The organism is Bradyrhizobium sp. USDA 241, from assembly GCF_049739505.1.
Lineage (GTDB): Bacteria > Pseudomonadota > Alphaproteobacteria > Rhizobiales > Xanthobacteraceae > Bradyrhizobium > Bradyrhizobium liaoningense.
Map to the genome: position 1 here is coordinate 2,472,417 of NZ_JBMGPZ010000004.1, position 25,399 is coordinate 2,497,815.

At 65.8% G+C, this 25,399-nt stretch carries 20 protein-coding genes, 1 other RNA gene and 1 pseudogene; 9 read left to right on the top strand and 13 right to left on the bottom strand.

Annotated elements, in window-relative coordinates; genetic code table 11:
• Nucleotides 1–16: 16 nt before the first annotated feature.
• The 8 genes from ABIF91_RS21455 to tkt all read right to left on the bottom strand — a co-directional run bounded on the left by ABIF91_RS21455 (nt 17) and on the right by tkt (nt 9,696).
• Nucleotides 17–808 carry an inositol monophosphatase family protein gene (locus ABIF91_RS21455; RefSeq protein WP_028182489.1) on the bottom strand — a complete coding sequence of 264 codons (792 nt, stop codon included), beginning with the start codon at nt 806–808 and terminating at the stop codon, nt 17–19.
• A 111-nt stretch (nt 809–919) separates the two neighbouring features.
• A complete protein-coding gene (locus ABIF91_RS21460; RefSeq protein ID WP_028182488.1) occupies nt 920–1,996 on the bottom strand; it encodes a tetratricopeptide repeat protein in 1,077 nt (358 codons plus the stop codon).
• A complete protein-coding gene (locus tag ABIF91_RS21465) occupies nt 1,993–2,694 on the bottom strand; it encodes a thiamine phosphate synthase (protein WP_028182487.1) in 702 nt (233 codons plus the stop codon). The genes ABIF91_RS21460 and ABIF91_RS21465 overlap by 4 nt, the downstream gene beginning before the upstream one ends.
• A 3-nt stretch (nt 2,695–2,697) precedes the next feature.
• Entirely contained in the window at nt 2,698–3,723 is a 1,026-nt protein-coding gene (locus tag ABIF91_RS21470) for a class I fructose-bisphosphate aldolase (protein ID WP_028182486.1), read from the bottom strand.
• Nucleotides 3,724–4,094: 371 nt separating this feature from the next.
• Nucleotides 4,095–5,162, bottom strand: coding sequence for a class II fructose-bisphosphate aldolase (gene fba / locus ABIF91_RS21475; RefSeq protein ID WP_028182485.1), 1,068 nt, complete (start codon nt 5,160–5,162; stop codon nt 4,095–4,097).
• Between the two features lie 40 nt (nt 5,163–5,202).
• A complete protein-coding gene (locus tag ABIF91_RS21480; protein WP_028182484.1) occupies nt 5,203–6,399 on the bottom strand; it encodes a phosphoglycerate kinase in 1,197 nt (398 codons plus the stop codon).
• Nucleotides 6,400–6,552: 153 nt separating this feature from the next.
• Nucleotides 6,553–7,560, bottom strand: coding sequence for a type I glyceraldehyde-3-phosphate dehydrogenase (gene gap / locus ABIF91_RS21485; protein ID WP_028182483.1), 1,008 nt, complete (start codon nt 7,558–7,560; stop codon nt 6,553–6,555).
• Nucleotides 7,561–7,710: 150 nt separating this feature from the next.
• Entirely contained in the window at nt 7,711–9,696 is a 1,986-nt protein-coding gene (tkt, locus tag ABIF91_RS21490; RefSeq protein ID WP_028182482.1) for a transketolase, read from the bottom strand.
• Between the two features lie 367 nt (nt 9,697–10,063).
• On the opposite strand from tkt, the gene ABIF91_RS21495 reads away from it, so the two are divergent.
• The 5 genes from ABIF91_RS21495 to ABIF91_RS21515 all read left to right on the top strand — a co-directional run bounded on the left by ABIF91_RS21495 (nt 10,064) and on the right by ABIF91_RS21515 (nt 12,805).
• On the top strand, nt 10,064–10,384 hold the full coding sequence (locus tag ABIF91_RS21495; RefSeq protein WP_028182481.1) for a DUF4164 domain-containing protein: 321 nt from the start codon (nt 10,064–10,066) through the stop codon (nt 10,382–10,384).
• Nucleotides 10,381–10,764 carry a cell division protein ZapA gene (locus tag ABIF91_RS21500; protein ID WP_028182480.1) on the top strand — a complete coding sequence of 128 codons (384 nt, stop codon included), beginning with the start codon at nt 10,381–10,383 and terminating at the stop codon, nt 10,762–10,764. The genes ABIF91_RS21495 and ABIF91_RS21500 overlap by 4 nt, the downstream gene beginning before the upstream one ends.
• Before the next feature lie 275 nt (nt 10,765–11,039).
• Nucleotides 11,040–11,200: non-coding RNA, 6S RNA (ssrS, locus tag ABIF91_RS21505), on the top strand.
• A 206-nt stretch (nt 11,201–11,406) separates the two neighbouring features.
• Entirely contained in the window at nt 11,407–12,003 is a 597-nt protein-coding gene (locus tag ABIF91_RS21510) for a 5-formyltetrahydrofolate cyclo-ligase (RefSeq protein ID WP_028182479.1), read from the top strand.
• The gene (locus ABIF91_RS21515) at nt 11,981–12,805 is read left to right on the top strand and encodes a TIGR00282 family metallophosphoesterase (RefSeq protein WP_028182478.1); all 825 of its coding nucleotides are present in this window, start codon (nt 11,981–11,983) and stop codon (nt 12,803–12,805) included. Before ABIF91_RS21510 ends, ABIF91_RS21515 begins: the two co-directional genes overlap by 23 nt.
• 888 nt (nt 12,806–13,693) lie before the next feature.
• Here ABIF91_RS21515 and ABIF91_RS21520 read toward each other — a convergent pair.
• The 5 genes and pseudogenes from ABIF91_RS21520 to ABIF91_RS21540 form a co-directional block, all read right to left on the bottom strand.
• The gene (locus ABIF91_RS21520; protein WP_028182477.1) at nt 13,694–15,034 is read right to left on the bottom strand and encodes a c-type cytochrome; all 1,341 of its coding nucleotides are present in this window, start codon (nt 15,032–15,034) and stop codon (nt 13,694–13,696) included.
• Nucleotides 15,031–17,199, bottom strand: coding sequence for a xanthine dehydrogenase family protein molybdopterin-binding subunit (locus ABIF91_RS21525; RefSeq protein WP_028182476.1), 2,169 nt, complete (start codon nt 17,197–17,199; stop codon nt 15,031–15,033). The genes ABIF91_RS21520 and ABIF91_RS21525 overlap by 4 nt, the downstream gene beginning before the upstream one ends.
• 8 nt (nt 17,200–17,207) lie before the next feature.
• Nucleotides 17,208–17,550: pseudogene (locus ABIF91_RS21530) on the bottom strand ((2Fe-2S)-binding protein).
• A gap of 783 nt (nt 17,551–18,333) precedes the next feature.
• On the bottom strand, nt 18,334–19,758 hold the full coding sequence (locus tag ABIF91_RS21535; RefSeq protein WP_035677011.1) for a methyl-accepting chemotaxis protein: 1,425 nt from the start codon (nt 19,756–19,758) through the stop codon (nt 18,334–18,336).
• 108 nt (nt 19,759–19,866) lie between these two features.
• Nucleotides 19,867–21,615, bottom strand: a complete 1,749-nt coding sequence (locus ABIF91_RS21540) for a methyl-accepting chemotaxis protein (RefSeq protein WP_424579351.1) — start codon at nt 21,613–21,615, stop codon at nt 19,867–19,869.
• Nucleotides 21,616–21,819: 204 nt separating this feature from the next.
• On the opposite strand from ABIF91_RS21540, the gene ABIF91_RS21545 reads away from it, so the two are divergent.
• The 4 genes from ABIF91_RS21545 (at nt 21,820) to ruvB (ending at nt 25,356) form a co-directional block, all read left to right on the top strand.
• On the top strand, nt 21,820–22,566 hold the full coding sequence (locus tag ABIF91_RS21545) for a YebC/PmpR family DNA-binding transcriptional regulator (RefSeq protein WP_028182472.1): 747 nt from the start codon (nt 21,820–21,822) through the stop codon (nt 22,564–22,566).
• 220 nt (nt 22,567–22,786) lie between these two features.
• Nucleotides 22,787–23,314: a crossover junction endodeoxyribonuclease RuvC gene (ruvC, locus tag ABIF91_RS21550; RefSeq protein ID WP_028182471.1), complete on the top strand. Its 528-nt coding sequence runs from the start codon at nt 22,787–22,789 to the stop codon at nt 23,312–23,314.
• Nucleotides 23,315–23,554: 240 nt separating this feature from the next.
• On the top strand, nt 23,555–24,172 hold the full coding sequence (ruvA, locus tag ABIF91_RS21555) for a Holliday junction branch migration protein RuvA (RefSeq protein WP_028182470.1): 618 nt from the start codon (nt 23,555–23,557) through the stop codon (nt 24,170–24,172).
• A gap of 149 nt (nt 24,173–24,321) precedes the next feature.
• Nucleotides 24,322–25,356: a Holliday junction branch migration DNA helicase RuvB gene (gene ruvB / locus ABIF91_RS21560; protein ID WP_193374356.1), complete on the top strand. Its 1,035-nt coding sequence runs from the start codon at nt 24,322–24,324 to the stop codon at nt 25,354–25,356.
• Nucleotides 25,357–25,399 lie beyond the last annotated feature (43 nt).

The window sequence follows — 25,399 nt, forward strand, 5'->3', positions numbered from 1 at the left end:
AGCGCGAGCTCCCGCCTTAGGCCGCCTTCCTCAAGATTTTCACCAGCTCCCCATGCACGAACTCGTTGCCGCACACGACGTGCCCGGTGACCAGCGCATCGCCCGGGGTGTCGATGTCGCTCACCGTACCGCCCGCCTCGCGCACCATGATCTGGCCGGCGGCAATGTCCCACGGCTGCAGGTCGCGCTCCCAATAGCCGTCGAGGCGGCCGGCGGCGACGAAGGCGAGGTCGAGCGAAGCGGCGCCGAAGCGGCGCAGGCCCGCGACGCGATTCTGGATCGCAGTCATCTCGCGGCGGAATTCCTCGTGGTCGCCTCGGCCGATATGGGGCAGGCCGCAGGCCACCACGCATTCGTTGAGCTGGCGGCGGCCGGCCACGCGCAGGCGCTGGTCGTTGAGGAAGGCGCCCTTGCCGCGCTCGGCGATGTAGAGCTCGTCATTGGCGGGGTTGTAGATCACGCCGGCGATGATCGTGCCTTCACGCGCGAGGCCGATCGAGATCGCGAACTGCGGAATGCCGTGCAGGAAGTTGGTGGTGCCGTCGAGCGGATCGACGATCCAGGTGTGGCTCTTGTCGGTGCCTTCGCGGGTGCCGCCCTCTTCGCCGATGAAGCCATAGCCGGGCCTTGCCTTGGCGAGGTCCTGATAGAGGATCTCCTCGGCGCGCTTGTCGGCGAGCGAGACGAAATTCGCCGGCCCCTTCAGCGAGACCTGGAGATGCTCGATCTCGCCGAGATCGCGCTTGAGGCTGCGGCCGGCGCGGCGCGCGGCCTTGACCATGACGTTGATAGTGGCGGAATACAGCATGAGCTCTGGACTTGATCGGGGGCGGGGGATCAGGGGCAGGGACGGGACGTCGCGCCTGTTTGAGGGATTGGGTGCCCTGCGAGGGCGCTTGCGTCAAGTCATTGCGTCAAGTCATTTGGTCCCGAGCCATTTCTTGGCGGCGGCCTCGGCCTTGGCCCGATCCTCTGCGGGCAGATCGGATAATTGCTTGTCGAGTTCAGGGTCGCCCTTGCCGGCCGTTTTGGCCACCAGGTGCCATTTGAAGCCCTCGACCTTGTCCATGGGCGTACCCACGCCGTTGATCAGCACCCATGCCAGCCGGTTCTGCGCGATCGCGCTGCCCTGGCGGGACGCCTTGCGGAGCAACGCGACGGCCGCCGGCTGGTTCTTCGGCGTGCCGGTGCCGTTGAACATCGCGATCGCATATTCGACCTCGGCGTCGACATTGTCGGCGAGCGAGGCGGCCTGGAGCAACCGCACCGCGCGTTCCGGGTCCTTCGGCACACCGGTGCCTTCCTTGTAGAAGGTCGCGAGCGCGTATTGCGCCTCGGGCAGGCCTGCATCAGCGGCCTGGCGCAGCAGTTCCGCCGAGCGCTTGACGTCCTGCGGCAGGGTCTGGCCGTCCAGATAGAGCAAGGCGAGGTTATAGGCGGCCTTGGGCTCGCCGAGCTTGGCGGCGGAGGCCATCAGCTTGACCGCCACGCCCTTGTCGACAGGGCCGCCACGGCCCGACATGCGCAGCATGGCGAGCGCGAACATCGCCTCGCGATCGCCAGAATCGGCGGCGCGCTTGTACCATTCGGCCGCCTTGGCGTAGTCGCGCCGGATGCCCATGGCGTTGGAATAAAGCTCGCCGAGCATGGTCATCGCCTTGGGATCGCCGGCTTGTGCACGGGTGGTGGCGAGCTCGAACGCCGTCTTGTACTGGCCGCGCTGGTAGGCGCCGTAGACAAGATCGACGTTGGGATCGTCGGTCGGCGGTGGGGGGATCACGGTCGCGGCCGGCTTGGGCGAGGGGGACGGCTTGGGGGAGGCCGAAGGTTTCGGCGCGGGAGCGGCCTCCTTCTTCTTGGTGATCGTGTGCGGCCTGGGCTTCTGTTTTTCGGCGGGAGTGCCCGGCGTTGCGGCCGGCGGCGTGATCTGGAGCTGCGCGGCCGCGGGCGCCGTGAGCAACAGCGCGGCCAGCATGGTGATGTGCGGAAGCTTCATGTCGGGCGCTGGCCGTGCTCCTGACCCGCAGGATCCTGGCTCGCCGGCGCCGTCGCATGGGCCTTCTTGATCGCAGCGTCGGCCTCGACCAGCGCGGCCTTGGGCCCGCGCGGATCGGTCCAGATGAAGTCGCCGACCAGCACGAAATCGGCGCCGCTGGCGGCGAAATCGTGGGCCTCTTCCAGCGACGTGGCAAAGCCGACGCAGGGCGGCTCGAACAGCTCGGCCCACCAGTCCAGCCGTTCGGCGATGGCCTGGGATGACGGGCGCTGGCCTTTCTCGTCAGGCTCGCCGAACAGCACATAGTCGGCGCCCATCTCGCCCGCGCTCATGGAATCGTGACGCGTGGCAAGACCGCCGACTCCGGCGATGCGATCGGGCTTGAGCGAGGGCACCGCCTCTTCCAGCGCGGCAAGACCGGTGAGGTGCGCGCCGTCGGCGCCGCCGCGCGCGACGATGTCAGGATGGCCGTCGACGAGGAGGGCTGCGCCTGCCTTCTGCACCGGCGGTGCCAACGCCTTGACGCGCGAGATCATGGTGCGCTGGTCGGTTTCCTTCAGCCGCAGCAGCACGGCCGCGACATCGGCCGAAGCAAGCAGCCCCGGCAATTCGGCGACGAGCCTCGCAGGGTCCTCGACAATAGTCGTCGCGAGGTAGAGACGCGGCGCCGGGCGCGGCGGAGGCGGTTTGTTCGACAAGATCTAGGCTGCCTTCTGTTCCAGGCTGCTTTGCCATTCGCCCTTGGAGGCAAGGCCGTTCATCCGCGCGCGATGGCTGAAGGCGCGCTGTCCGGCCGCGACGTTCTCGGTCTTGCCGGACCAGGCCTTCTGCGGCGCGGCCTGGAGCGCGCGGCCGTAGGAGAAGGTCAGGCCCCAGGGCAGCGGGCCGAGTTTATGCATGGCATTGAGATGCGCGGTCGCCTCCTCGTCGGACTGGCCGCCGGAGAGGAAAGCGATGCCGGGCACGGCTGCGGGCACGCAGGCCTTGAGCAGCCGGATCGTCTTCTCCGCGACCTCCTCGACGGAGGCCTGCTTCGCGCACTTCTTGCCCGAGATTGCCATGTTCGGCTTCAGCACTATGCCTTCGAGCGCGACGCGCTGCACCCGCAACTCCTGGAACGTCTTGTTGAGCACGCGTTGCGTCACCTCATAGCACCGGTCGATGTCGTGATCGCCGTCCATCAGCACTTCCGGCTCGACGATCGGCACGATCTGCGCGGCCTGGCACAGCGCGGCGTAGCGCGCCAGCGCGTGGGCGTTGACGCTGATCGCGGTCATCGAGGGAATGCCGCTGCCGATGTCGATCACCGCGCGCCATTTGGCAAAGCGCGCGCCGCGCTCGTAATATTTCTTCAGCCGCTCGGCGAGCCTGTCGAGCCCGACCGTGACGAGCTCGCCCGGGCACATCGGCAGGGCCTGCGTGCCCTCGTCGACCTTGATGCCGGGAATGGCGCCGCTCTGCTCGATCAGCCTGACCAGCGGCGTGCCGTCCTTGGCATCCTGCCAGATCGTCTCGTCATAGAGGATCACACCGGAGATGTACTGGCTCATGGCGTCCTTGGCGCGAAACAGCATCTCGCGATAGTCGCGGCGGTTCTCTTCCGTCGATTCCACGCCGATGGCGTCGAAGCGCTTCTTGATGGTGCCGGAGGATTCGTCGGCGGCAAGGATGCCCTTGCCTGATACGACCATGGCGGTGGCGATCCTGTTGAGCTCAGTCAGATTCATCGAGAGGTCCTCCCAAATCGATTCTGCCCTTGCCCGCAAAAATAGACCGTTCTCGGGCAATTGCCGAGTTAACGTTCGTCGCAGGGTAAGGGGGGAGGAAGTAACGTACCACAAGAAAACTGTCATTCCGGGATGCGCCGAGAGGCGCAGGCCCGGAATCCATAACTAAAGCGCGATGAGATTTGGATGAATCGTCATCGCGCCTTAGGTCCTTGTTTGAGCATGATCTTTTCGGAAAACCGCTTCGCACTTTTCCGGATCATGCTCTAGGCCGTGGTTATGGATTCCGGGCTCGCCGCTTTGCGGCGCCCCGGAATGACGGAGAAAGTATGTGGCTTACGCCACCGTCGCGATCGCTACGCGGGGATCGCTTACGCCACCTTGGGGTCGAGCTCGCCCTTGGCGTAGCGCTTGGCCATCTCGGCGGTGGTCAGCACCTTCTTGATCTTGGAGGCCTGGCCGGCGGTATTGAACTCCTGGAGCCGCTGCTTGCACAGCTTGGTCATCGCTTCCATCGCCGGCTTCAAATATTTGCGCGGGTCGAACTCTTCCGGATTGTCCTTGAGCACCTTGCGGATCTGGCCGGTCATCGCCATGCGGTTGTCGGTGTCGATATTGATCTTGCGCACGCCGTTCTTGATGCCGCGCTGGATCTCGGCGACAGGCACGCCCCAGGTCGGCTTCATCTTGCCGCCATAGGCGTTGATGATGTCCTGGAGATCCTGAGGCACCGACGAGGAGCCGTGCATGACGAGATGGGTGTTCGGCAGCTTGCGGTGGATCTCCTCGATCACCTTCATGGCGAGGATGTCGCCGTCGGGCTTGCGGGTAAATTTGTAGGCACCGTGAGAAGTCCCCATCGCGATCGCGAGCGCGTCGACCTTGGTCTCCTTGACGAACTTCACGGCCTCGTCCGGATTGGTCAGGAGCTGGTCGTGGCTGAGCTTGCCCTCGGCGCCGTGGCCGTCTTCCTTGTCGCCCATGCCGGTTTCGAGCGAGCCGAGCACCCCGAGCTCGCCTTCGACCGAGATGCCGCCGAGATGGGCCATGTCGGTCACGGTCTTGGTGACGCCGACATTGTAGCCCCAGTCGCCGGGGGTCTTGCCGTCGGCCTTGAGCGAGCCGTCCATCATGACCGAGGTGAAGCCGGCCTGGATCGCGGTCATGCAGGTCGCCGGCTCGTTGCCGTGGTCGAGATGCACGCAGACCGGAATGTGCGGGTAGATCTCGGTCACCGCGTCCATCATGTGCTTGAGCATGACGTCGTTGGCGTAGGAGCGGGCGCCGCGCGAGGCCTGGATGATGACGGGCGCATCGACCTGGTTGGCCGCGTCCATGATCGCCAGCGCCTGCTCCATGTTGTTGATGTTGAAGGCCGGTACGCCGTAATCGTTCTCCGCCGCGTGGTCGAGCAGTTGACGTAACGTGATCCGAGCCATCTGTGTCTTTCTCCCGTTTGGGGCCTGCAAGGCCGCTTGATTACTTGATACGCAGAACCTCGACGCCGGGCAGCGGCTTGCCTTCCATCCATTCGAGGAACGCGCCACCGGCGGTCGACACATAGGTGAAGTCACCGGCCACATGGGCCTGGTTGAGCGCAGCGACAGTGTCGCCGCCGCCCGCGATCGAGACCAGCTTCCTGGCCTTGGTGCGCTCGGCCGCATGCTTGGCGGCCGCGACCGTGCCGCGGTCGAACGGCTGCATCTCGAAGGCGCCCAGCGGCCCGTTCCAGACCAGGGTTGCCGCATCGTCGATCGCCGCGTGGACGCGGGCGACCGATTGCGGGCCGACATCGAGGATCATGCCGTCGGCCGGGATCGCATCGAGCCCATAGGCATGCGACGGCGCGTTGGCCGCGAAATGATAGGCGACGGTCGCATCCACGGGGAGGATGATGGCGCAGTTGGCGGCGTCCGCCTTCTCCATGATGCGCAGCGCGGTCGGCGCGAGGTCCTTCTCGGCCAGCGACTTGCCGATCGCGACGCCCTGGGCGTGCAGGAAGGTGTTGGCCATCCCGCCGCCGATCACGAGCGCGTCGACCTTGGTCACGAGATTTTCGAGCAGGTCGATCTTGGTCGAGACCTTTGCGCCGCCGATGATCGCGATGACGGGCTTGGTCGGGGACCCCAGCGCCTTCTCCAGCGCATCGAGCTCGGCCTGCATGGTGCGGCCGGCATAGGCCGGCAGCTTGTGGCCGAGGCCTTCGGTCGAGGCATGGGCGCGGTGCGCGGCCGAGAACGCGTCATTGACCCAGATGTCGCCGAGCTTTGCGAGCTCCGCGACGAAGGCCGGATCGTTCTTCTCCTCTTCCTTGTGGAAGCGGGTGTTTTCGAGACAGAGGATGTCGCCGTCCTTCAAGCCGGCCACGGCCGTGGCCGCAGGCTCGCCGACGCAGTCGTCCGCGAAGGCGACCGGCTTCTTCACGACCTTCGACAGCGCTTCGGCGACGGGCTTGAGCGAATCCTTGGCATCGCGCCCCTTCGGCCGGCCGAAATGCGCGAGCAGGATGACCTTGCCGCCCTTGTCCGAAATTTCGGTGATGGTCGGCGCCACGCGCTCGAGGCGCGTTGCGTCGGTGACGCGCCCGTTCTCCATGGGCACGTTGAGGTCGACGCGCAGCAATACGCGCTTGCCCTTCACGTCGACGTCGTCGAGGGTGCGGAATTTGTTGGTCATCTCTGGGCTCTCTTGTCCCGGGCGCTGCGCAGCGCGGAGCGGTGCGCTGCAGAACCGGGACCCACATGACAGCGAGTCCCGCGGTTGAATGGTCCCGGTTCTGCGGAGCAGCGCTTAGGCGCTACACCGCGCCCGGGACACGAGAGTAAACGCTCAGATCACCTTCGCGATCGCGACGGCGGTGTCCGCCATGCGGTTCGAGAAGCCCCACTCGTTGTCGTACCAGGACATCACGCGCACCAGCGTGCCGTTCTGCACCTTGGTCTGGTCCTCGTGGAAGGTCGAGGAGTGCGGATCGTGGTTGAAGTCGATCGAGACGTTCGGCGCACTGGTGTAGCCGAGGATGCCCTTGAGCTGCTGCTCGCTGGCGCGCTTCATCGCCGCGTTGATCTCCTTGGCGTCGGTGGCGCGCTTGGCGACGATCTTGAGGTCGACCACCGAGACGTTCGGGGTCGGCACGCGGATCGCGACGCCGTCGAGCTTGCCCTTCAGCTCGGGCAGCACGAGACCGATCGCCTTCGCGGCGCCGGTCGAGGTCGGGATCATCGACATCGCAGCGGCGCGGCCACGGTAGAGATCCTTGTGCAGCGTGTCCAGCGTCGGCTGGTCGCCGGTATAGGCGTGGATCGTGGTCATGAAGCCGGTCTCGATGCCGACGAGATCGTTCAGCACCTTGGCAACCGGCGCGAGGCAGTTGGTGGTGCAGGAGCCGTTGGAGACGACCAGGTGATCCTTGGTGAGGGTGTCGTGGTTGACGCCGTAGACGATGGTGGCGTCGGCGCCGTCGGCCGGCGCGGACACCAGCACGCGCTTCGCGCCGGCGGTCAGATGCGCGGAGGCCTTGTCCTTCGAGGTGAAGATACCGGTGCATTCCAGCGCGATGTCGACGCCGAGATCTTTCCAGGGCAGCTTCGCGGGATCGCGCTCGGCGGTCACCTTGATCTTGCCGCTGCCGAGGTTGATCGAGTCGCCATCGACGGTGACGGTGCCGGTGAAGCGGCCATGGACGCTGTCGAAACGGAGCAGATGGGCATTGGTCTCGACCGGGCCGAGATCGTTGATGCCGACCACCTCGATGTCCTTGCGGCCTGACTCGGCGATAGCCCGCAGGACGTTGCGGCCGATGCGGCCAAAACCGTTGATTCCGACGCGGACTGCCATGTTTCGTCTCCTTCAATGACCGTTGTCATCCCGCACAACGCGCTTTCGTGCGCCTGCGAGGGTTTTTTTAGGGGCGGGCGCCCGGTTCGGCCGGGCGGTGCTTGATCATATGGAAGACTAGGTAGTCCTTTTTTGGGGCAAGCTCAACTCTCAGGAAATGCGCTTCAGCACAGCGTTAACCGCGGCCTCGGCGGTAATCCCGAAATGCTTGTAAAGCTCCTTGGCGGGACCGCTTTCGCCGAAGGAATGCATGCCGATGAATTCGCCGTCCTGGCCGATCACGGCGTCCCAGCCCCAGCGCACGGCGGCCTCGATCGCGAGCTTGACCGGCGCGTTGCCGATGATTGCGGCACGCTTGGCCTCTGGTTGCGCTAACAACAGCTCGAGCGAGGGAACGGAGACAACGCGTGACGCGACGCCGCGTTCCGCGAGCTGCTTCTGGGCCGCGACCGCGATCTCGACTTCGGAGCCGGAGGCAAACAGAGTCGCCTTGGCTTCGCCCTGGGCCGCGACCAGCTCATAGGCGCCGGCTGCGCAGGGATTGTCATTCGGTGCGGTGGTCCGCAGCTGCGGCAGGTTCTGCCGCGTCAGTGCCAGCACGGTCGGACCGTCGAGGCGGTTGAGCGCGAGCTCCCAGCATTCTGCGACCTCAATGGAATCGCAGGGACGGAACACGCGCATGTTGGGAATGGCGCGAAGCGCGGCAAGATGCTCGACCGGCTGATGCGTCGGCCCGTCTTCGCCGAGGCCGATGGAATCGTGCGTCATCACATAGACGACGCCGGTGCCCATCAGCGCGGCCAGGCGCATCGCGGGACGTGCGTAGTCGGTGAACACCAGGAAGGTCGCACCGTTCGGCGCGAAGCCGCCGTGCAGGAAGATGCCGTTCATCGCGGCGGCCATGCCGTGCTCGCGGATGCCGTAATGGATGAAGCGGCCCTTCGGCGTCTTGGCCGAGAAGGCGGTCGCCGACTTCGCCTTGTTGTTGTTGGAGCCGGTGAGATCGGCGGAGCCGGCCAGGAATTCCATCGGCATCGCGGCGGCGATCACTTCGATCGCAGCCTCCGACGATTTGCGCGTCGCCGCCGTCAGCGGCTCCTCCAGCAGCTCCTTCTTGTGCGCCTTCAGCGCCTTGGCCAGTGACGCCGGACGTTCATGGCGCAGGCGGCGCTCGAACTCGGCGCGCTTGCGGCTGCCGAGCTCGCCGAGCCGTGCTTCCCATTCCTGGCGCGCCGCGGCGCCGCGGCTGCCGGCCGCGCGCCACGCCTTCAGCACGTCGTCGGGCACCGAGAACGGCTCGAGCGAGATGCCGAGATTTTCCTTGGCGGCCTTGAGCTCGTCGGCGCCGAGCGCCTCGCCATGCACCTTCGAGGTGCCGGCCTTGTGCGGCGCGCCGAAGCCGATGGTGGTGCGGCAGGCGATCAGCGTCGGCTTGTTCGATTTTTGCGCGCGGGTGATGGCGGCGGCGATCGCTGCCTGATCCTGGCCGTCGATCTTCTCGGCGGCCCAGCCCGCCGACTTGAAGCGCTTCACCTGGTCGACGGAATCGGAGAGCGAGGTCGGGCCGTCGATCGAGATGCCGTTGTCGTCGTAGAGCACGATCAGCTTGTTGAGCTTCCAGTGCCCGGCCATCGCGATCGCTTCCTGCGACACGCCTTCCATCAGGTCGCCGTCGGAGGCGAGCACATAGGTGTGGTGGTCGACGATCTTCTTGCCGAACTCGGCGGCCAGCATCTTCTCGGCGAGCGCCATGCCGACCGCGGTCGAGATGCCCTGGCCGAGCGGCCCGGTGGTGGTCTCGATGCCCTTGGTGCGGAAATTCTCGGGGTGACCGGGAGTGAGCGAGTCGACCTGGCGGAACTGCTTGATCTGGTCCAGCGTCATCTCGGTATTGCCGGTCAGGTACAGCAGCGAATAGAGCAGCATCGAGCCGTGGCCGGCCGAGAGCACGAAGCGGTCGCGGTCCGGCCAGGCCGGCGCGGCGGCGTCGAATTTCAGGAACTGCGTGAACAGCACCGTGGCGATGTCGGCGGCACCCATCGGCAGGCCGGGATGGCCCGATTTCGCCTTCTCGACAGCGTCCATCGAAAGGCCGCGGATCGCGTTGGCCATACGGGTGTGATCGACCTGCGTCATGTCTGAAATCCGTCTGAAATGAGGCGCTTGGCGATGTACGCCCGCGCGGGAGGAGCCTGGCGGCCACTGAAAGGTCGGGGCTGGGATAGCACCTCGGTTCCGGGAGTCCAAGGCACTCAAACGCCGGTTTGACCGTAAAAGTTGCCATGTGGAGATCGGTTTTCCCCCGCGATCATGCCGGACGGAATCGGACGATCGCAGCCGCGTCCCGATTGATCGGTGCATAGTTTTGCGGCGGCGTTGCGCTGGGCTAGCTTGCCACGTAAATTTCTGCTTCTAACCGCTTGCCGAACCGAGTCTTTTGCCGGACGGCAAGCTCCAGGGAAAGGCCACTGGGCAAAGGCCGCCAGGTTCCGCCGCTGACTGCATGAACGATCGCGTGTCCAACAGCTCTGCCATGACGGAATCGTCCGCCGTCGAGATCGAGATTGCGACCCGCAGGCTCACGGCTGCGCTCGACGCACTCGAAAGCGCGGTCGAGCGGCGACGCGATGCCGATCGCGACGAGAACGAGCTCGCGGCGCGGATCCAGGCGCTCGGCGCTGATCGCTCGCGTCTCGCCGACGAGCTCGACGGCGCGCTGGAGAAAGCGCGCAAGCTTGAGCGCACCAATCGCGAGATTTCCGACCGGCTGGATTCCGCAATCGTCACGATACGCTCGGTGCTCGATACCGGAGAGGACGGATGAGCCACATCAACGTCACCATCAACGGCCGGCAATACCGCATGGCCTGCGAGGAGGGCCAGGAGGTGCGGCTGCTCAAGCTCGCCGAGAGCCTGGAGACGCGCATCCAGTCGCTGCGCGGAAAATTCGGCGAGATCGGCGATGCGCGCCTCACGGTGATGGCGGCGCTGACCGTGTGCGACGAGTTGATCGACGCCGGCAACCGCATCCGCACCATGGAGCAGGAGCTGGTCGAGCTCCGGGACTTCCGCAACGCCGCCGTCGAGCGCGCCCGGATGACGCAGACCGCAGTGGTGAACGCGCTCAACGCCGCGGCCGAACGCATCGAGAAGTCGACCCAGGTCCTGAACCGGACCGTCGGAGGCGGCATCGCGATCGGGTAGTGCAGTTCTCCCATTGGGGGACTCCCGAGCGGAGACAGCTTTTCCCAACACAGCGGAAGCGGGGGCGCCTGTGGCTTCACCCCGCCGTCATTCCGGGGCGCGCCCCTTGGCGCGAGCCCGGAATCCATTCATCCGCAGCGCCTGCGGCCCGATGGATTCCGGGTTCGCGCTACGCGCGCCCCGGAATGACTGTGGGGGCGTACTTTGATCCTGGCACACAGCTTCGCACTCTCACCGGGCTGGTTATTCGTCACTATCGTTGTTACATTGCCCAGGCGAGGCTGCGACGTGCGTCAGGAGCCATATATCCCCGGGGCCTTATCGATCCTTTAGGGAACTGTCCCTGGCCGGGCCCGTGGGCCCGGACATATGGTGCCCACCTACTTTCGTAGGGAACTCCGGGATCGAGTGCTTCAACGGCGTTCGCGGCTTCGTACTGTTTTTCTTCCTACTGGTTCGTGTCTGTCGAATTGCGTCCCCGACACACTTGCGGTTCAATTTCGGTGTCATGCCCCGGCTTGACCGGGGCATCCAGTACGCCGCGGCGTCGAGGTTCTAGCACTGGCGTCTCTGGAATACTGGATCACCCGCATTCGCGGGTGATGACAGTGGAGCAAGGCTCTGCCTTCGGGGAAAATGCGCATGTCCGCTTCCAAAGCCGAGCTCCGTGCCAAGGCCCTCGCCAGGCGTGACGCGCTGAGCGACAAGAAGCGCATCGCTGCGGCTGCAAAGCTCGCCAAGCGCGGGTTGCCGTTCGAGCTGCTGCCCGGCAGCATCGTCTCCGGCTATTCGCCGATCCGCAACGAGATCGATCCGATGCCGTTGATGCGAAAGCTCGCCGAGCAGGGCGCGAAGCTGGCGCTGCCTTGCGTCACCGCGCGCGGCCAGTCGCTGATCTTCCGCATCTTCCATCCGAACGACCGCCTGATGCTCGGCCCGCTCGGCATTCCCGAGCCGTCGCCGGCAGCAAGCGAAGTGATCCCGGACATCATGCTGACACCGCTTGCGGCCTTCGACCGTCTCGGCCATCGCATCGGCTATGGCGCCGGGCATTACGATTTCACCTTCGCGCATTTGCGCAAGACCAAGCACATCATCGGCATCGGGCTTGCGTTTGCGGCGCAGGAGATCGAGGCGGTTCCGGCACTATCCCACGACGTCGCGCTGGATTATGTGCTAACGGAATCGGACGTGTTCGATTTCCGGAGTTCTGAAGTTGCGCATTCTCTTCGTGGGTGATGTCGTCGGCCGTAGCGGGCGCGAGGCCATCGCCGAATATCTGCCCGGCATGGTCAAAGACTGGTCGCTCGATTTCGTCGTCGTCAACGGCGAGAATTCCGCCGGCGGCTTCGGCATCACGGAAGCGATCTACCAGGAGTTTCTCGAGGCCGGCGCCGATGCGGTGACGCTCGGCAATCACTCCTGGGACCAGCGCGAGGCGCTGGTGTTCATCGAGCGCGCCGATCGCCTGGTGCGGCCGGCGAACTATCCGCGCGGCACGCCCGGCCGCGGCGCCGCGCTGGTCGAGACCAAGAACGGCAAGCATGCCCTCGTCGTCAACGCTTTGGGCCGCGTCTTCATGACCCCGTTCGACGATCCCTTCGCGGCGCTCGAGCGCGAGCTCGGTGCCTGTCCGCTCGGCGTTGCCGCGGACGCCATCGTCGTCGATTTCCATTGCGAGGCGAGCAGCGAGAAGCAGGGCATCGGCTTCTTCTGCGACGGCCGCGCCAGCCTCGTCGTCGGCACGCACACCCATGTGCCGACCGCCGACCACCAGATCCTCGCAGGCGGTACCGCCTACATGACCGACGCCGGCATGACCGGCGACTACGATTCCATCATCGGCATGCAGAAGGAAGAACCGCTGCGCCGGTTCACCTCGGGGATTCCGTCCGGCCGCTTCGAGCCCGCCGCAGGCGTGGCGACGCTCAGCGGCGTCGCGGTGGAGACGGATGACGCCACGGGGCTCGCGCTACGCGTTGCGCCGGTGCGCGTGGGCGGCCGGCTGGAGCCGACGACGCCAAGATTCTGGCTGAGCTGAAGAACCACGCTCCACCCTAGGTGTCGTCCCCGCGAAGACGGGGACCCATAACCCCAGGGAGAAGTTGTTGCGCGAAGCTGGTAACTGCGAGTCTTCGCCAAACCACATCCTGTGGTTATGGGTCGCGGATCTGCGCTCCGCTTCGCTACGCTTGTCCGGGACGACAACGGAAATTGACGCGCGATCACGCATCAATCTCGCCATACGCTACTCCGCCGCCTGCTCCCTCAACTCCGCGACGTCCTTCGCCGTCAGCTTCGAGCCCTTCGTTAGTGCTGGCTGAGCTGAGTAGCGCGGCATTCGCACTGCCACCCTCCCCCTCCAGGGGAGGGTAAGAGAAACGCTACTCCGCCGTCTGCTCCGCAGCTCCGCGACGTCCTTCGCCGTCAGCTTCGAGCCCTTCGTTAGTTCTGGCTGAGCTGAGTAGCGCGGCATTCGCACTGCCACCCTCCCCTGGAGGGGGAGGGTCGATCGCGCGAAGCGCGAGCGGGGTGGGGTGATCTCTCCACTCGGGCAGCGTTCGATGACGAGAGACCGTCACCCCACCCCGTCTCACATTCCGCTGCGCTCCATGTGAGCCGACCCTCCCCCTCCAGGGGAGGGTAAGAGAAACTCTACTCCGCCGTCTGCTCCCGCAGCTCCGCCATCCTTCGCCGTCAGCTTCGAGCCCTTCGTTAGTTCTGGCTGAGCTGAGTAGCGCGGCATTCGCACTGCCACCCTCCCCTGGAGGGAGGGGGAGGGTCGATCGCGCGAAGCGCGAGCGGGGTGGGGTGATCTCTCCACTCGGGCGGCGTTCGATGACGAGAGACCGTCACCCCACCCCGTCTCACATTCCGCTGCGCTCCATGTGAGCCGACCCTCCCCCTCCAGGGGAGGGTAAGAGAAACGCTACTCCGCCGTCTGCTCCCGCAGCTCCGCCACGTCCTTCGCCGTCAGCTTCGAGCCCTTTGCACCGAACCGCGCCGTGACATAATTCGCCACTGCCGCGATCTCGTCGTCTGTGTAGGCCTTGCCGAACGCCGGCATCGACAACGCGCCGTCGGGCGTGTGGCGCCTGGTGCCTGAGAGCACGATCTGCGCGACATTGGTGGCGGCGGGGTCGTTGACGGCCCAGGTGCCGGTGAGCGTCGCCATCGGCGAGACCGGGCTCTCGCCGCTCCAGCCGTGACAGCTGGCGCAGGCGCTGGCGAACACCTGCTTGCCGCGGGCGTCCGCCGTGACGCCGTCGCGGTGCGAGGCGGGGGCGACCGGTGCCGTGGTGGCGGGCAGGTCGGGCGAAGGCTGCGGCGGCACGCTGCGCAGGTAAGCAACGATGCTGCTGATGTCTTCGGGAGCGAGCTTGCTCAAGCTGTGGTCGACCGCTTCACCCATCGGACCCGAGGCCGAGCCATGACCCGGCGCATGGCCGAGCGACAGATACGAGATCAGATCCTGGTCGCTCCAGTTGCCGAGACCTGTCGCCTTGTCCGAGGAGATGTTGAAGGCGCGCCAGCCCGCCGTGATGGCGCCCGCGAACTTCCTGCGGTTGTCCAGCGCAAAGCCGAGATTGCGCGGGGTATGGCACTCGCCGCAATGCGCCAGCGCCTCGGCGAGATATGCGCCCCTGTTCCATTCCGGGCTCTTCGAGGTGTCGGGCGCAAAGCGCGTGTCCGGATTGAACACTGCCGACCAGAACATCATCGCCCAGCGCTGGTTGAACGGGAACGACAGCGTGTTGTCCGGTGCCTTCGCGCGTACCGCCGGCAGGCTGAACAGATAGGCCTTCACCGCCAGCACGTCCTCGTCGGTCATGAAGGTGTAGGACGTGTAGGGCATCGCCGGATACAGCCGCGCGCCGTCACGGCGCTTGCCGTGCTGGACCGCGTTCAGGAAATCCTGGTCGCTGTAATTGCCGATGCCGGTGTCCTTGTCCGGTGTGATGTTGGTGGAGAGCGTGCCGAACGGCAGCTTGAAGGCGAGACCGCCGGAATATTCCTTCTCGCCGGGCTTGGTGTGGCAGACCATGCAGTCGGCGGCCTTGGTGAGATATTCGCCGCGCTCGACGATGCCGGCTTTCTCGAGCTTCGCCGGCACGCCGGTCGGCTTGCCCGCGCGGTAATCCGCCAGCGCCACTTTCGTGCCGCCTGCGAAGTCGAGCGGACCGGGTCCGCGGATGATGAAGACGCCGAGCGCCACCGCAACGATGGCGATCACAACGATACCTGCGAGGATACGCATCTTGCCGCTCATGCCTTCTTCCCCGCAGCCAGCAGTTTCCGATCGATCGGCAGGCGCCGCAGCGCCACGCCGGTTGTGGCATAGATCGCGTTGCGCAGCGCCGGCGGTCCGGCATTGACGCCGGCTTCGCCGATGCCGCCGGGCGCCTCGCCGCTCTTGACGACGATCACCTCGATCTTCGGCGTCTCGTTGATGCGCATCATGCGGTAGTCGTGGAAGTTCGACTGCTGCACGCGGCCCTTGTCGATGGTGATCTCGCCATAGAGCGCGGCCGTCAGCCCGAAGATCAGCCCGCCCTCGATCTGCGCCTTCACGGTGTCGGGATTGACCGCGATGCCGGTGTCGACCACCGAGGTGATGCGGCGAAGCATGATCTCGCCGAAGTCGTCGATCTCGGCCTCCACCACCGTTGCGATGAAGCTCGCGAATGACGGCTGCACGCAGACGCCGCGGCCGACGCGCGGCGGCAGCTTTTGCCCCCAGCCGGATTTCTCCGCGACCAGGTCGAGCACCGCGAGCATGCGCGGATTCTTCGTCAGCATGGACTTTCGGAATTCGATCGGGTCCTTGCCCGCCTTGCGCGCGAGCTCGTCCATCGCGCATTCGACCGCGAACACGTTGTTGTTCGGGCCGACGCCGCGCCAGAAACCTGTCGGCACCGACAGCGGCTCGGCGCGGACATATTCGACATGGAAGTTGGCGAAGTCGTAGGGAGCATCCACCGCGGCGTCGATCGCGTCGATGTCGATGCCTTTCTGGAACGCCGGCGGCAGCCAGCGCGCCAGCACGGCGGAGCCGGCGACCTTGTACTTCCACCCCGCGACCTTGCCGTCGACCAGCGACGCCGTGATCTCGTCGCGATAGACCGGGCGGTAGACGTCGTGCTGGATGTCCTCCTCGCGGGTCCACACCACCTTCACGGGATAGTCGACCTGCTTGGCGATCTTCACCGCCGCCACCACCATGTCAGGCTCGAGCTTGCGGCCGAAGCCGCCGCCGAGCAGGTGATTGTTGACGATCACCTTGTCGATCGGAAGGCCCGCGGCCTTCGCGGCTTCCGACTGCACGCGCGTCATGATCTGCGTGCCGGTCCAGATCTCGCAGGAGTCGGGCTTCACATGCACCGTGGCGTTGATCGGCTCCATCGAGGCGTGCGCCAGGAAGGGCAGCTCGTAGGCCGCCTCGAACTTGTCGCCGCTCGCGAGCGCCTTGGCGATGTCGCCGTCCGATTTTGCGACTGCGCCGTCCTTCTGGCTGGCCTTGCGCAGGTCGTCCCAGATGTCCTTGGTGGTGATCTCTGCGTTCGGCCCCTCGTCCCACTCGATCTTGAGCGCTTCGAGCCCCTTCTTGGCTGCCCACATGTGATCGCCGATCACGGCGACCATGTCCTCGAGCACGACGACCTTGCGCACGCCGGGAAGCTTCGCCGCGGCGCTGTCGTCGACCTTGCCGACCTTGCCGCCGAATACCGGGCAGGCGGCGACGGTCGCGAACTTCATGCCCGGCAGGATGGCGTCGATGCCGTAGATGGCCTTGCCGTTGACCTTGTCCGGTGTGTCGAGGCGCTTCAAGGGCTGGCCGATGAGGACGAAGTCCTTGGGGTCCTTCAGCGCAGCGTCCTTCGGTGGCGTCTGACCTTGGGCTGCGAGCGCCAGTGTGCCGTAGGCGAGCCTGCGGCCGCTCGCTGCATGCGCGACCTCGCCCTTGGCGGCTGTGCAGCTTGCCGGATCGACGCCCCATTCCGCGGCAGCCGCCTGCACCAGCATCGCGCGCGCGGTGGCGCCGGCCTTGCGCAGCTGCAGCCACCAGGCGCGGATCGAGTTGGAGTTGCCGGTGACCTGCAGGCCGAAGGTTGGGTTGCCGTAGAGCTTGTCGTCAGGCGGCGCGTGCTGGACCTCGACCTTGCTCCAGTCGGCATCCAGCTCCTCGGCGAGCACCGCGGAGATCGAGGTATAGGTGCCCTGGCCCATCTCGACTTGCGGCATCATCAGCACGGTGCGGCCGGTCTCGTCGATGCGGATGAAGGCATTGGGCGCGAACCTGCCCTCGGTGGTGTCGGGCGGCTGCACCGGCTCGTTGACCGCCGCGCGCAGCGGCAGATGGAAGGCGAGCAGGAAGCCGGTGGCGAGACCGCCGGTCAGGACTGCGCGGCGGGAGACGCTGTGATGTGCATTCATGGCGAACCTCAGGACTGGCGGCCGTTGGCGGCCTGCTTGATGGCCTCGCGGATGCGCACATAGGTGCCGCAGCGGCAGATGTTGCCGGCCATCGCGGCGTCGATGTCGGAATCGTCGGGATTTGGCGTTGACGCCAGCAGCGCCGCAGCCGCCATGATCTGGCCGGACTGGCAGTAGCCGCACTGGATCACTGCCGTCGACATGCACCGTGCATGCGCCGCATTGCGCGATGCCGCAGCCGAACTTGGTGCCGGTCATGCCGAGGATGTCGCGCAGCACCCACAGCAGCGGCATGTCAGGTGGCGCGTCGAAGGATTTCGTTTCGCCATTGATGGTGAGAACAGTTGCCATATGCATTCCCTTGCTCGGCGATCGCTTGCGGCAATCGCGTCGACGAATTTTGCGCGACCATAATCATATCGATGCGAAACGATGAAGCGTCGAAATTTCCGGCAATGCATATTTGCGCGAACGAGGCGTGAGGCCATGACATTCACGAATTTGTGCGGCGATCGATGCCAAGGTTTTGGGCCAATTGATATGATAAGCGTCATGTTTTGACGCATTTTCATCGCGTGCGTCATCGGCCGCCGCAGATGATCGTGCGAACGCGCAAAATCATGCAAAGACGAAACTCGTGCGATTGGGAAAGTGGGGCGAGGGGCGGGCACGAGCGAGATCAATCGCAACGGCCGATTGCCTCACCCTTATCCTCGTGGAGAGGGGAATCGCAGATCAAGGAATGTGGCGGACAGCTCGCCCGCAGCCCATCCTTCGAGACGCCCGCCGGTGGCGGGCCCTCAGGATGAGCGCGGACTGCGCGGTAACAATTCCACGGGCGCCGACGCTGCATAGCCTCATCCTGAGGGACCGCTGAAAGCGGTCGTCTCGAAGGACGAGGCGCTTGCTCAGGCGGCGGCCAAGACCCTGCGGTAGTTCCACCTCACTGGAGAGGGTGGGACGAGGATACGTGATTTCGGAATAATAGCATTATGCCCCTGTTTTGCCCGACGAGTCAAAACGCGCCATGGCCTGCCCGCCTAAGCCATTGATTCCGCGCACCCCGGCTACTGTGCATGGGGTTGTTTTCGAACTTTTTGTCTTGGGGAGGCCGGAGCGCGGTCGCGAGAACCGTCAGCCCTGCCGGAATCCCATCCGGAACGCGCCCCAATGCCTGCCGCGGACCACGATCGGCGAGGACAGATCCTTCATCAGCACGAACTGCCCGCCGCCCATGTCGCGGCGGTAGGTCTGCAGCAGGAACGGCTTCGTATTGGCCGCAACCTTCTTCACGGTGCGATCGGTGAACAGGCGGCGGTTGCGGCAATTGGCGTTGTTCCAGACGGGGTCCTTGCCCTGCGGCAGTCGGTAGTTCGGATTGTGGGTCGGCAGATAGCCGCCCCTCGCCCAGGCGACGCAGAACACGATGCGGGGATCGGATTTCTGGATCGGGTCCTGGATCGCCGGCAGCAGGCGGTCGGTGAACTCGACGTAACTGGTGAGGTACTGTTTTGGATCGGTGCCGGGGATCTCGCGGTAGTTTTCGTCCATGAGCTGGTCGAGCGTGATGTCGCCGCGGTCGATCGCAGCTTCGAACTCCATCGAAATCCGCTTCGCGGTGTCGACGACGACGCGGATCAGCGGCGCGTCCGACGTCTCCACGCCGCTGTCGGCGATCAGCGCGATCAGGCCTTCGGAGGCGTCGAGCAGCTTCGCCACCCGCTCGTCGGCATTCTTGAGATCGCGCGATGACAGGTCGACGCCCTTGGCGAGCTCGTTGAGCTCGCTGATGACGGTGTCGCAATGTCCGAGATTGGAGGTCGCCGCGCGCGTGACGCTGCCGATCTCCGCTTCCACGGAGGCGAAGCCCTGCTGCACCCGTGAGATGATGCCGGAGATCTGCTGGGCGCCTTCGCCGGCGGTCTTGGCACGCTGCGAGGCGTCGCTGCTCTCGCCGATCAGACCTTCGATCTGGCCGTCGAGATCGCGCACGGTGTCGGAGATCTCATGCGTGGCCTGGCGGGTGGCCTCCGCGAGATTCTTGACCTCGCTCGCGACCACCGCGAAGCCGCGGCCGGCATTGCCGGCGCGTGCCGCTTCGATGGTTGCGTTCAGTGCGAGCAGATTGGTCTGCTTCGCGATCGCCTCGATCGAGCCGGAGACCTTCGCCACCTGCGCCAGCGCCGAGCCGACGGCGCTCAGGCGCGCCTCGATCCGCTCCACGGCTGCGACCAGTTCGGAGATGTGGCTGACCGCGGTGTCGACGGCGCTGCGCGATTGCGCGATCTCGCCGACTGCCGCGGACGTCGTCGTTTGCACGGCCTGCGATGCGTTGGCGATGTCGTGGTTGGCCGACACCATCGTCTCGGCCGTCCTCTGCAGGTGGTGGAAGCGTTCCGACTGGCTCGCGACGCGGCTTGCGACCTCCTGGACGTTGCCGGCGATGTCGGCGAGTTCCACGCCGAGGCCGCCGATGCGGTCGGCGAGCTGGTCGATCAGCCGCTCGGCGAGGGTGCGGTTGGAGCCGGTGTCCATGACGGCAAGCTGTGCGACGGACATGTTCGATGAGTCCTCCAGTCAGAGCCGTTCATCGGCTCACGGCGGCATTCCCATTCCAAATTCGACCTTAAAGGATGATTCGCCGGCGCCGTCTTGCCTGAGCGTGCACTACAGCTTGTAGGCCGTGCGAAATCCGCCCCAGTGCCGGCCCTGCACGCGGATCGGGACGTCGATCTCGCGCATCATCACGGTGTTGCCATTGCCCATGTCCCGCGCATAGCTCTGGACCAGGTACGAGCGCAGGTTGCGTGCGGCAGCCAGCCCCGCCGGATCGTTGAACATCCGCCGGTTGCGGCTGTTGGCCGTGTTCCAGGCGACGTCGCCTGGCCGCTGCGGATGCGAATAGATCTTGTTGTGCACGGGCAGGAAGCCGTTGCGGTCGACCATGGCGCAGAACGCCATCCGCGGCTCCCTCGCCAGAAAGGCCTCCTGGAACGGCGGCAGGGCGCGGTCGGCCCAGTCCAGATATTTCGTGCGGAATTGCTGCGGATTAGTGCCCGCAATTTCCACGTAGTCCGTGTCGAACAGGTCCTCGATCCTGACCTCGCCGCGCGCAACCGCCTGCTCGAATATCTTCGTCAGCGCATTGCCGGCCTCCATGGCACGGGTGACCAACTCCGTGTTCTCCTCATGGATCGACCAGAGCTTGTCCTCGACCTTCTCGCTGAGCGCGGCGCTGGGACCAACGAATTGCGCGCGGGCGCCGGCCTTGGATTGCTCGACCACGCGCAGGCGGCAGGCGCCGATGTCTTCGAGGATGCCTTCGATCATCGCCTGCGGTGCAAGCCTGCCTGCATCCGCGCCGCCGATCAGCACGCCGTCCATCGCGATCTCATAGACCGGCATCACCCCGCGCGTGGTCTCGAACTTGAGATGGCAGGGCAGCCGCTCGGTCTTGCGGCGGTCGGCGTGCTCGCTCTGGCCGAGCAGCACGGCGCAGCGAGATTTCAGCTTTTGAGCAAAAGTGGTGACGGCCTTGCCGGCGCTCGCGACGCTCTTGCCATGGGTCTCGGCCGCCTTGGTCGCGGCATCGATCTCGGCCGCGCTATCGCCGACCGAGATGATGAACTCCGAAGCGCTGGCGGCATTTCCGGAGACCTCGCTGGTCGTGGCGTTCTGCTCGGCGACCGTGCCGTTGACGGTGTCGAAGACCGGGCGGATCGCCTCGATCGCCTGAGAAATGCGGTGCACGGCATCAGCAGAGCCGGCGGCGTCGCGCTGGAGCGCGTCGATCTTCCTGGTGATTTCTTCGGTCGCGCCCTGGGTCTGGACCGCGAGCGCCTTGACCTCGGTGGCGACGACAGCAAAGCCTCGGCCCGCATCGCCCGCGCGCGCGGCCTCGATGGTGGAGTTGAGCGCGAGCAGCGTCGTCTGCCGCGCGATCTGCGCGATCAGATTGACGACATTGCCGATGGCGGCGGAGGATTCGCGCAGCCGCTCGACATTGGCGCGGGCTTCCTGCGCCGCGGCGCTGGCCTCGTCGGCGAGCTTGCCGGCATTGCGGACCTGCGCGCCGATCCCTTGCGCGGACTGGGTGAACTTGTCGGCGGCATGGGCGAAGGTGGAGGCGGTCGACTGCGCCGCGTTGGTCCGGCCGGTCAGGGCGTCGGTGCGGTCGCGAATGGCGGCAAGCGTCGCGGCGGTCGCCTCGGCGCCTCCGGCCACCGAATTGGCGGCGCGTTCGAGCTGGCGGATCATCGCGCCGAGCTCGAGTTCCAGCAGTTCCAGGATTTCCCGGGCCGAATCACTTTCGGCGGCCGGGGCGGGCGCGGAATCGGCCGCCGGCTGCGGAGCCTCCAGGGCTGTCGCAGGCGCAGCCTGGTCCGGCAGACGCTTCCGAAATAATCCGAACGCCATCGGGCCTCTCTTGTCGGAGAACGGTCGGGCGCTATTTTCGCAGCCCGGAATGAAATCAGGGTTAACGGTGCCTGACCTCTAGGCACGGGCTAGTACGGTGTTACCTTAAAGTCGTAGAGCCTCTTTCATTCCGGTGGGTTGGCGGCCTATAAGGCCGCGCTTCCCACGCTCACCTTGGCGCACGATTCCTTAACGAGACCACGCATGGCCGGACATTCCCAATTCAAGAACATCATGCACCGCAAGGGGCGGCAGGATGCCCAGAAGTCGAAACTGTTCGGCAAGCTGGCGCGGGAAATCACCGTCGCGGCCAAGCTCGGCACGCCCGACCCCGCCATGAACCCGCGCCTGCGCGCCGCCGTGATCGCCGCGCGCCAGGAGAACATGCCGAAGGACAATATCGAACGGGCCATCAAGAAGGCGCTCGGCAGCGACGGCGAGAACTATGACGAGATCCGCTACGAGGGCTATGGCCCGGGCGGCGTCGCCGTCATCGTCGAGGCGCTGACCGACAACCGCAACCGCGCCGCTTCCGACATCCGCTCCTTCTTCACCAAGTCCGGCGGAAATCTCGGAGAAACCGGCTCGGTGTCGTTCATGTTCGACCGTACGGGCGTCATCGAATATGACCGCAGCGTCGCCTCGGACGACGCGATGCTGGATGCCGCGATCGAGGCCGGCGCCGACGACGTGGTCTCGGGCGAGAACGGCCACGAGATCTACGCCTCGACCGAAGGTTACCGCGACGTCGCCAAGGCGCTGGAAGCCAAGTTCGGCGAGCCGCGCAAGGCCGCGCTGATCTGGAAGCCGCAGAACACGGTCGCCGTCGACGACGAGACCGGCGAGAAGCTTCTCAAGCTGATGGACCTGCTCAACGAGCATGACGACGTGCAGCAGGTCTACGCCAATTTCGAGATATCGGACGCGCTGATCGCGAAGATGGGCGGCTGAAGCCGGTAGCCCCGCATTCTGCTGTCGTCGCCCGGCTTGACTGGGCGACCCAGTATTCCAGAGACGTCAGAGGGATGCGGACAAGCCGCGGCGTACTGGATACCCCGCTTTCGCGGGGTATGACGGCGTGCCTTTGTTGCGAGCAGCGCCCGCCCACTTCCCCTGTTACTTCCGTTCTGTTTCTGTTTCCCCCGCGGCGGCCAGCCGCTATCACTGGCCCATGACTGCGCTCCCGATTCGTGGCCCCGTTCGCATCATCGGCATCGACCCCGGCCTGCGCCGCACCGGCTGGGGCGTGATCGAGGCCGAGGGCAACCGGCTGATCTACGTCGCCTGCGGTTCGGTGGAGCCGCCGGACGATTTGCCGCTGTCGAGCCGCCTGCTCGCGATCCATGAGGGGCTCGCGGCCGTTCTCTCCGACCACCGGCCGATGGAAGCTGCGGTCGAGCAGACCTTCGTCAACAAGGACGGCGTTGCGACGCTGAAACTCGGCCAGGCCCGCGGCGTCGCCATGCTGGCGCCCGCAATGTTCGGCATCTCTGTCGCCGAATACGCGCCGAACCAGGTCAAGAAGACCGTGGTCGGCGCCGGTCATGCCGACAAGCAACAGGTCGCGATGATGCTGAAGATCCTGCTGCCGAAAGCCGAGCCCCCGTCCGCGGACGCCGCCGACGCGCTCGCCATCGCCATCACCCACGCCCATCATCGCCAGAGCACCGCGCTGCGGCTGAAGGTGGCGGGTCTCTAATGCGCGTTGTGAGGCACAGATGAGCCGCATGGACGGTGTGCTCCCTCCCCCCTTGTGGGGGAGGGCCGGGGAGAGGGGTAGCCGCAGCGGTGGTGCCGCCGTCGTCAATGAGCTGCGCGCGTCACGCTCGCGCCTTCGAGAGAATCCCCGTGTGGCACCCCCCTTCCTGACCCTCCCCCACAAGGGGGGAGGGAACGGTGAGTCAATGCCGTGCGTCCTTCAAGCGATGGGTGCGCAGCGATGATCGGCAAGCTCAAGGGCCTGATCGATTCCTACGGCGAGGATTTCGTCATCCTCGACGTCGGCGGCGTCGGCTATCAGGTGCATTGCTCCTCGCGCACCTTGCAGCATCTGCCGTCGCCCGGCGAAGCTGCCGTGCTGTCGATCGAGACCTATGTCCGCGAGGACCAGATAAAACTGTTCGGCTTCCGCACCGATCAGGAGCGCGAATGGTTTCGCCTGCTCCAGACCGTGCAGGGCGTCGGCGCCAAGGTCGCGCTCGCCGTGCTCGGCACGCTGTCGCCGGCCGATCTCGCCAACGCCATCGCGCTGCGCGACAAGGCCGCGGTGGCGCGCACGCCCGGCGTCGGCCCCAAAGTCGCCGAGCGCATCGTCACCGAGTTGAAGGACAAGGCGCCGGCCTTCGCCAATGTCGATCCGGCGGTCGTGCATCTCGCCGGCGCCGTCGACGACCAGCGCGCGCCGCGGCCCGTGGCGGATGCGATCTCCGCATTGGTCAATCTCGGCTACGGCCAGCCACAGGCGGCTGCTGCGATTGCGTCGGCTTCGCGTAGCGCGGGTGAAAACGCCGAGACGGCGCAGCTCATCCGGCTGGGCCTCAAGGAGCTCGCGAAGTGAGCGCGTCAATGGTCAATCTCGTAGGGTGGGCAAAGCGAAGCGTGCCCACCATCTTTCGAATGATCGGAGACATGGTGGGCACGGCGCCTAGGGCGCCTTTGCCCACCCTACGAGGAGTTCGCTGAGTGAGCGATCCCAAGGCCAACCGCATGGTCTCGCCCGAGCGCCGCAGCGATGATGTCGGCGACACCGCGCTGCGTCCGCAATCGCTGTCCGACTTCGTCGGCCAGCAGCAGGCGCGCAAGAACCTCTCGATCTTCATCGAGGCGGCGCGCAAGCGTGGCGAGGCGCTGGATCACGTGCTGTTCGTGGGACCACCCGGCCTCGGCAAGACCACGCTGGCGCAGATCGTGGCCAAGGAGCTCGGCGTCGGTTTCCGCGCCACCTCGGGGCCTGTCATCGCCAAGGCCGGCGATCTCGCCGCCCTCCTCACCAATCTCGAAGAGCGCGACGTGCTCTTCATCGACGAGATCCATCGCCTCAGCCCGGCGGTGGAGGAGGTGCTCTATCCTGCGATGGAGGACTTTCAACTCGATCTCATCATCGGCGAGGGCCCGGCGGCGCGCTCGGTAAAGATCGAGCTGTCGAAATTCACGCTCGTCGGCGCCACCACGCGCGCGGGCCTTCTCACCAATCCCTTGCGCGACCGCTTCGGCATTCCGGTGCGGCTGAATTTCTACACGATCGAGGAGTTGGAGAGCATCGTCAGCCGCGGTGCGCGCGTGCTCAATGTCGGCATGAGCGCGGACGGCGCCAACGAGATCGCGCGCCGCGCCCGTGGCACGCCCCGCATCGCAGGCCGGCTGCTGCGGCGCGTCCGCGATTTCGCCTCCGCGGCCGATGCCGCCACGATCGACCGCAAGATTGCCGACCACGCGCTGAGCGCGCTCGAGGTCGACGCGGCCGGGCTCGATGCCATGGACCGCCGCTATCTCTCGACCATCGCGCTCAACTATGGTGGCGGCCCGGTCGGTGTCGAGACGATGGCTGCCGCGCTGTCCGAGCCGCGCGATGCGATCGAGGACATCATCGAGCCCTATCTGATCCAGTGCGGCTATCTGCAGCGCACTCCGCGCGGCCGGCTGCTCACCTCGCATGCCTTCCGCCATCTGGGTCTCGCCGAGCCCAATCGCGATGCGGCCCAGTTCGGCCTGTTCGGCATCGAGCAGTCCGAGGACGACTAACTGCCGCAACCGGTGAACCCGCCGGTTCAATCCCATCACCAAT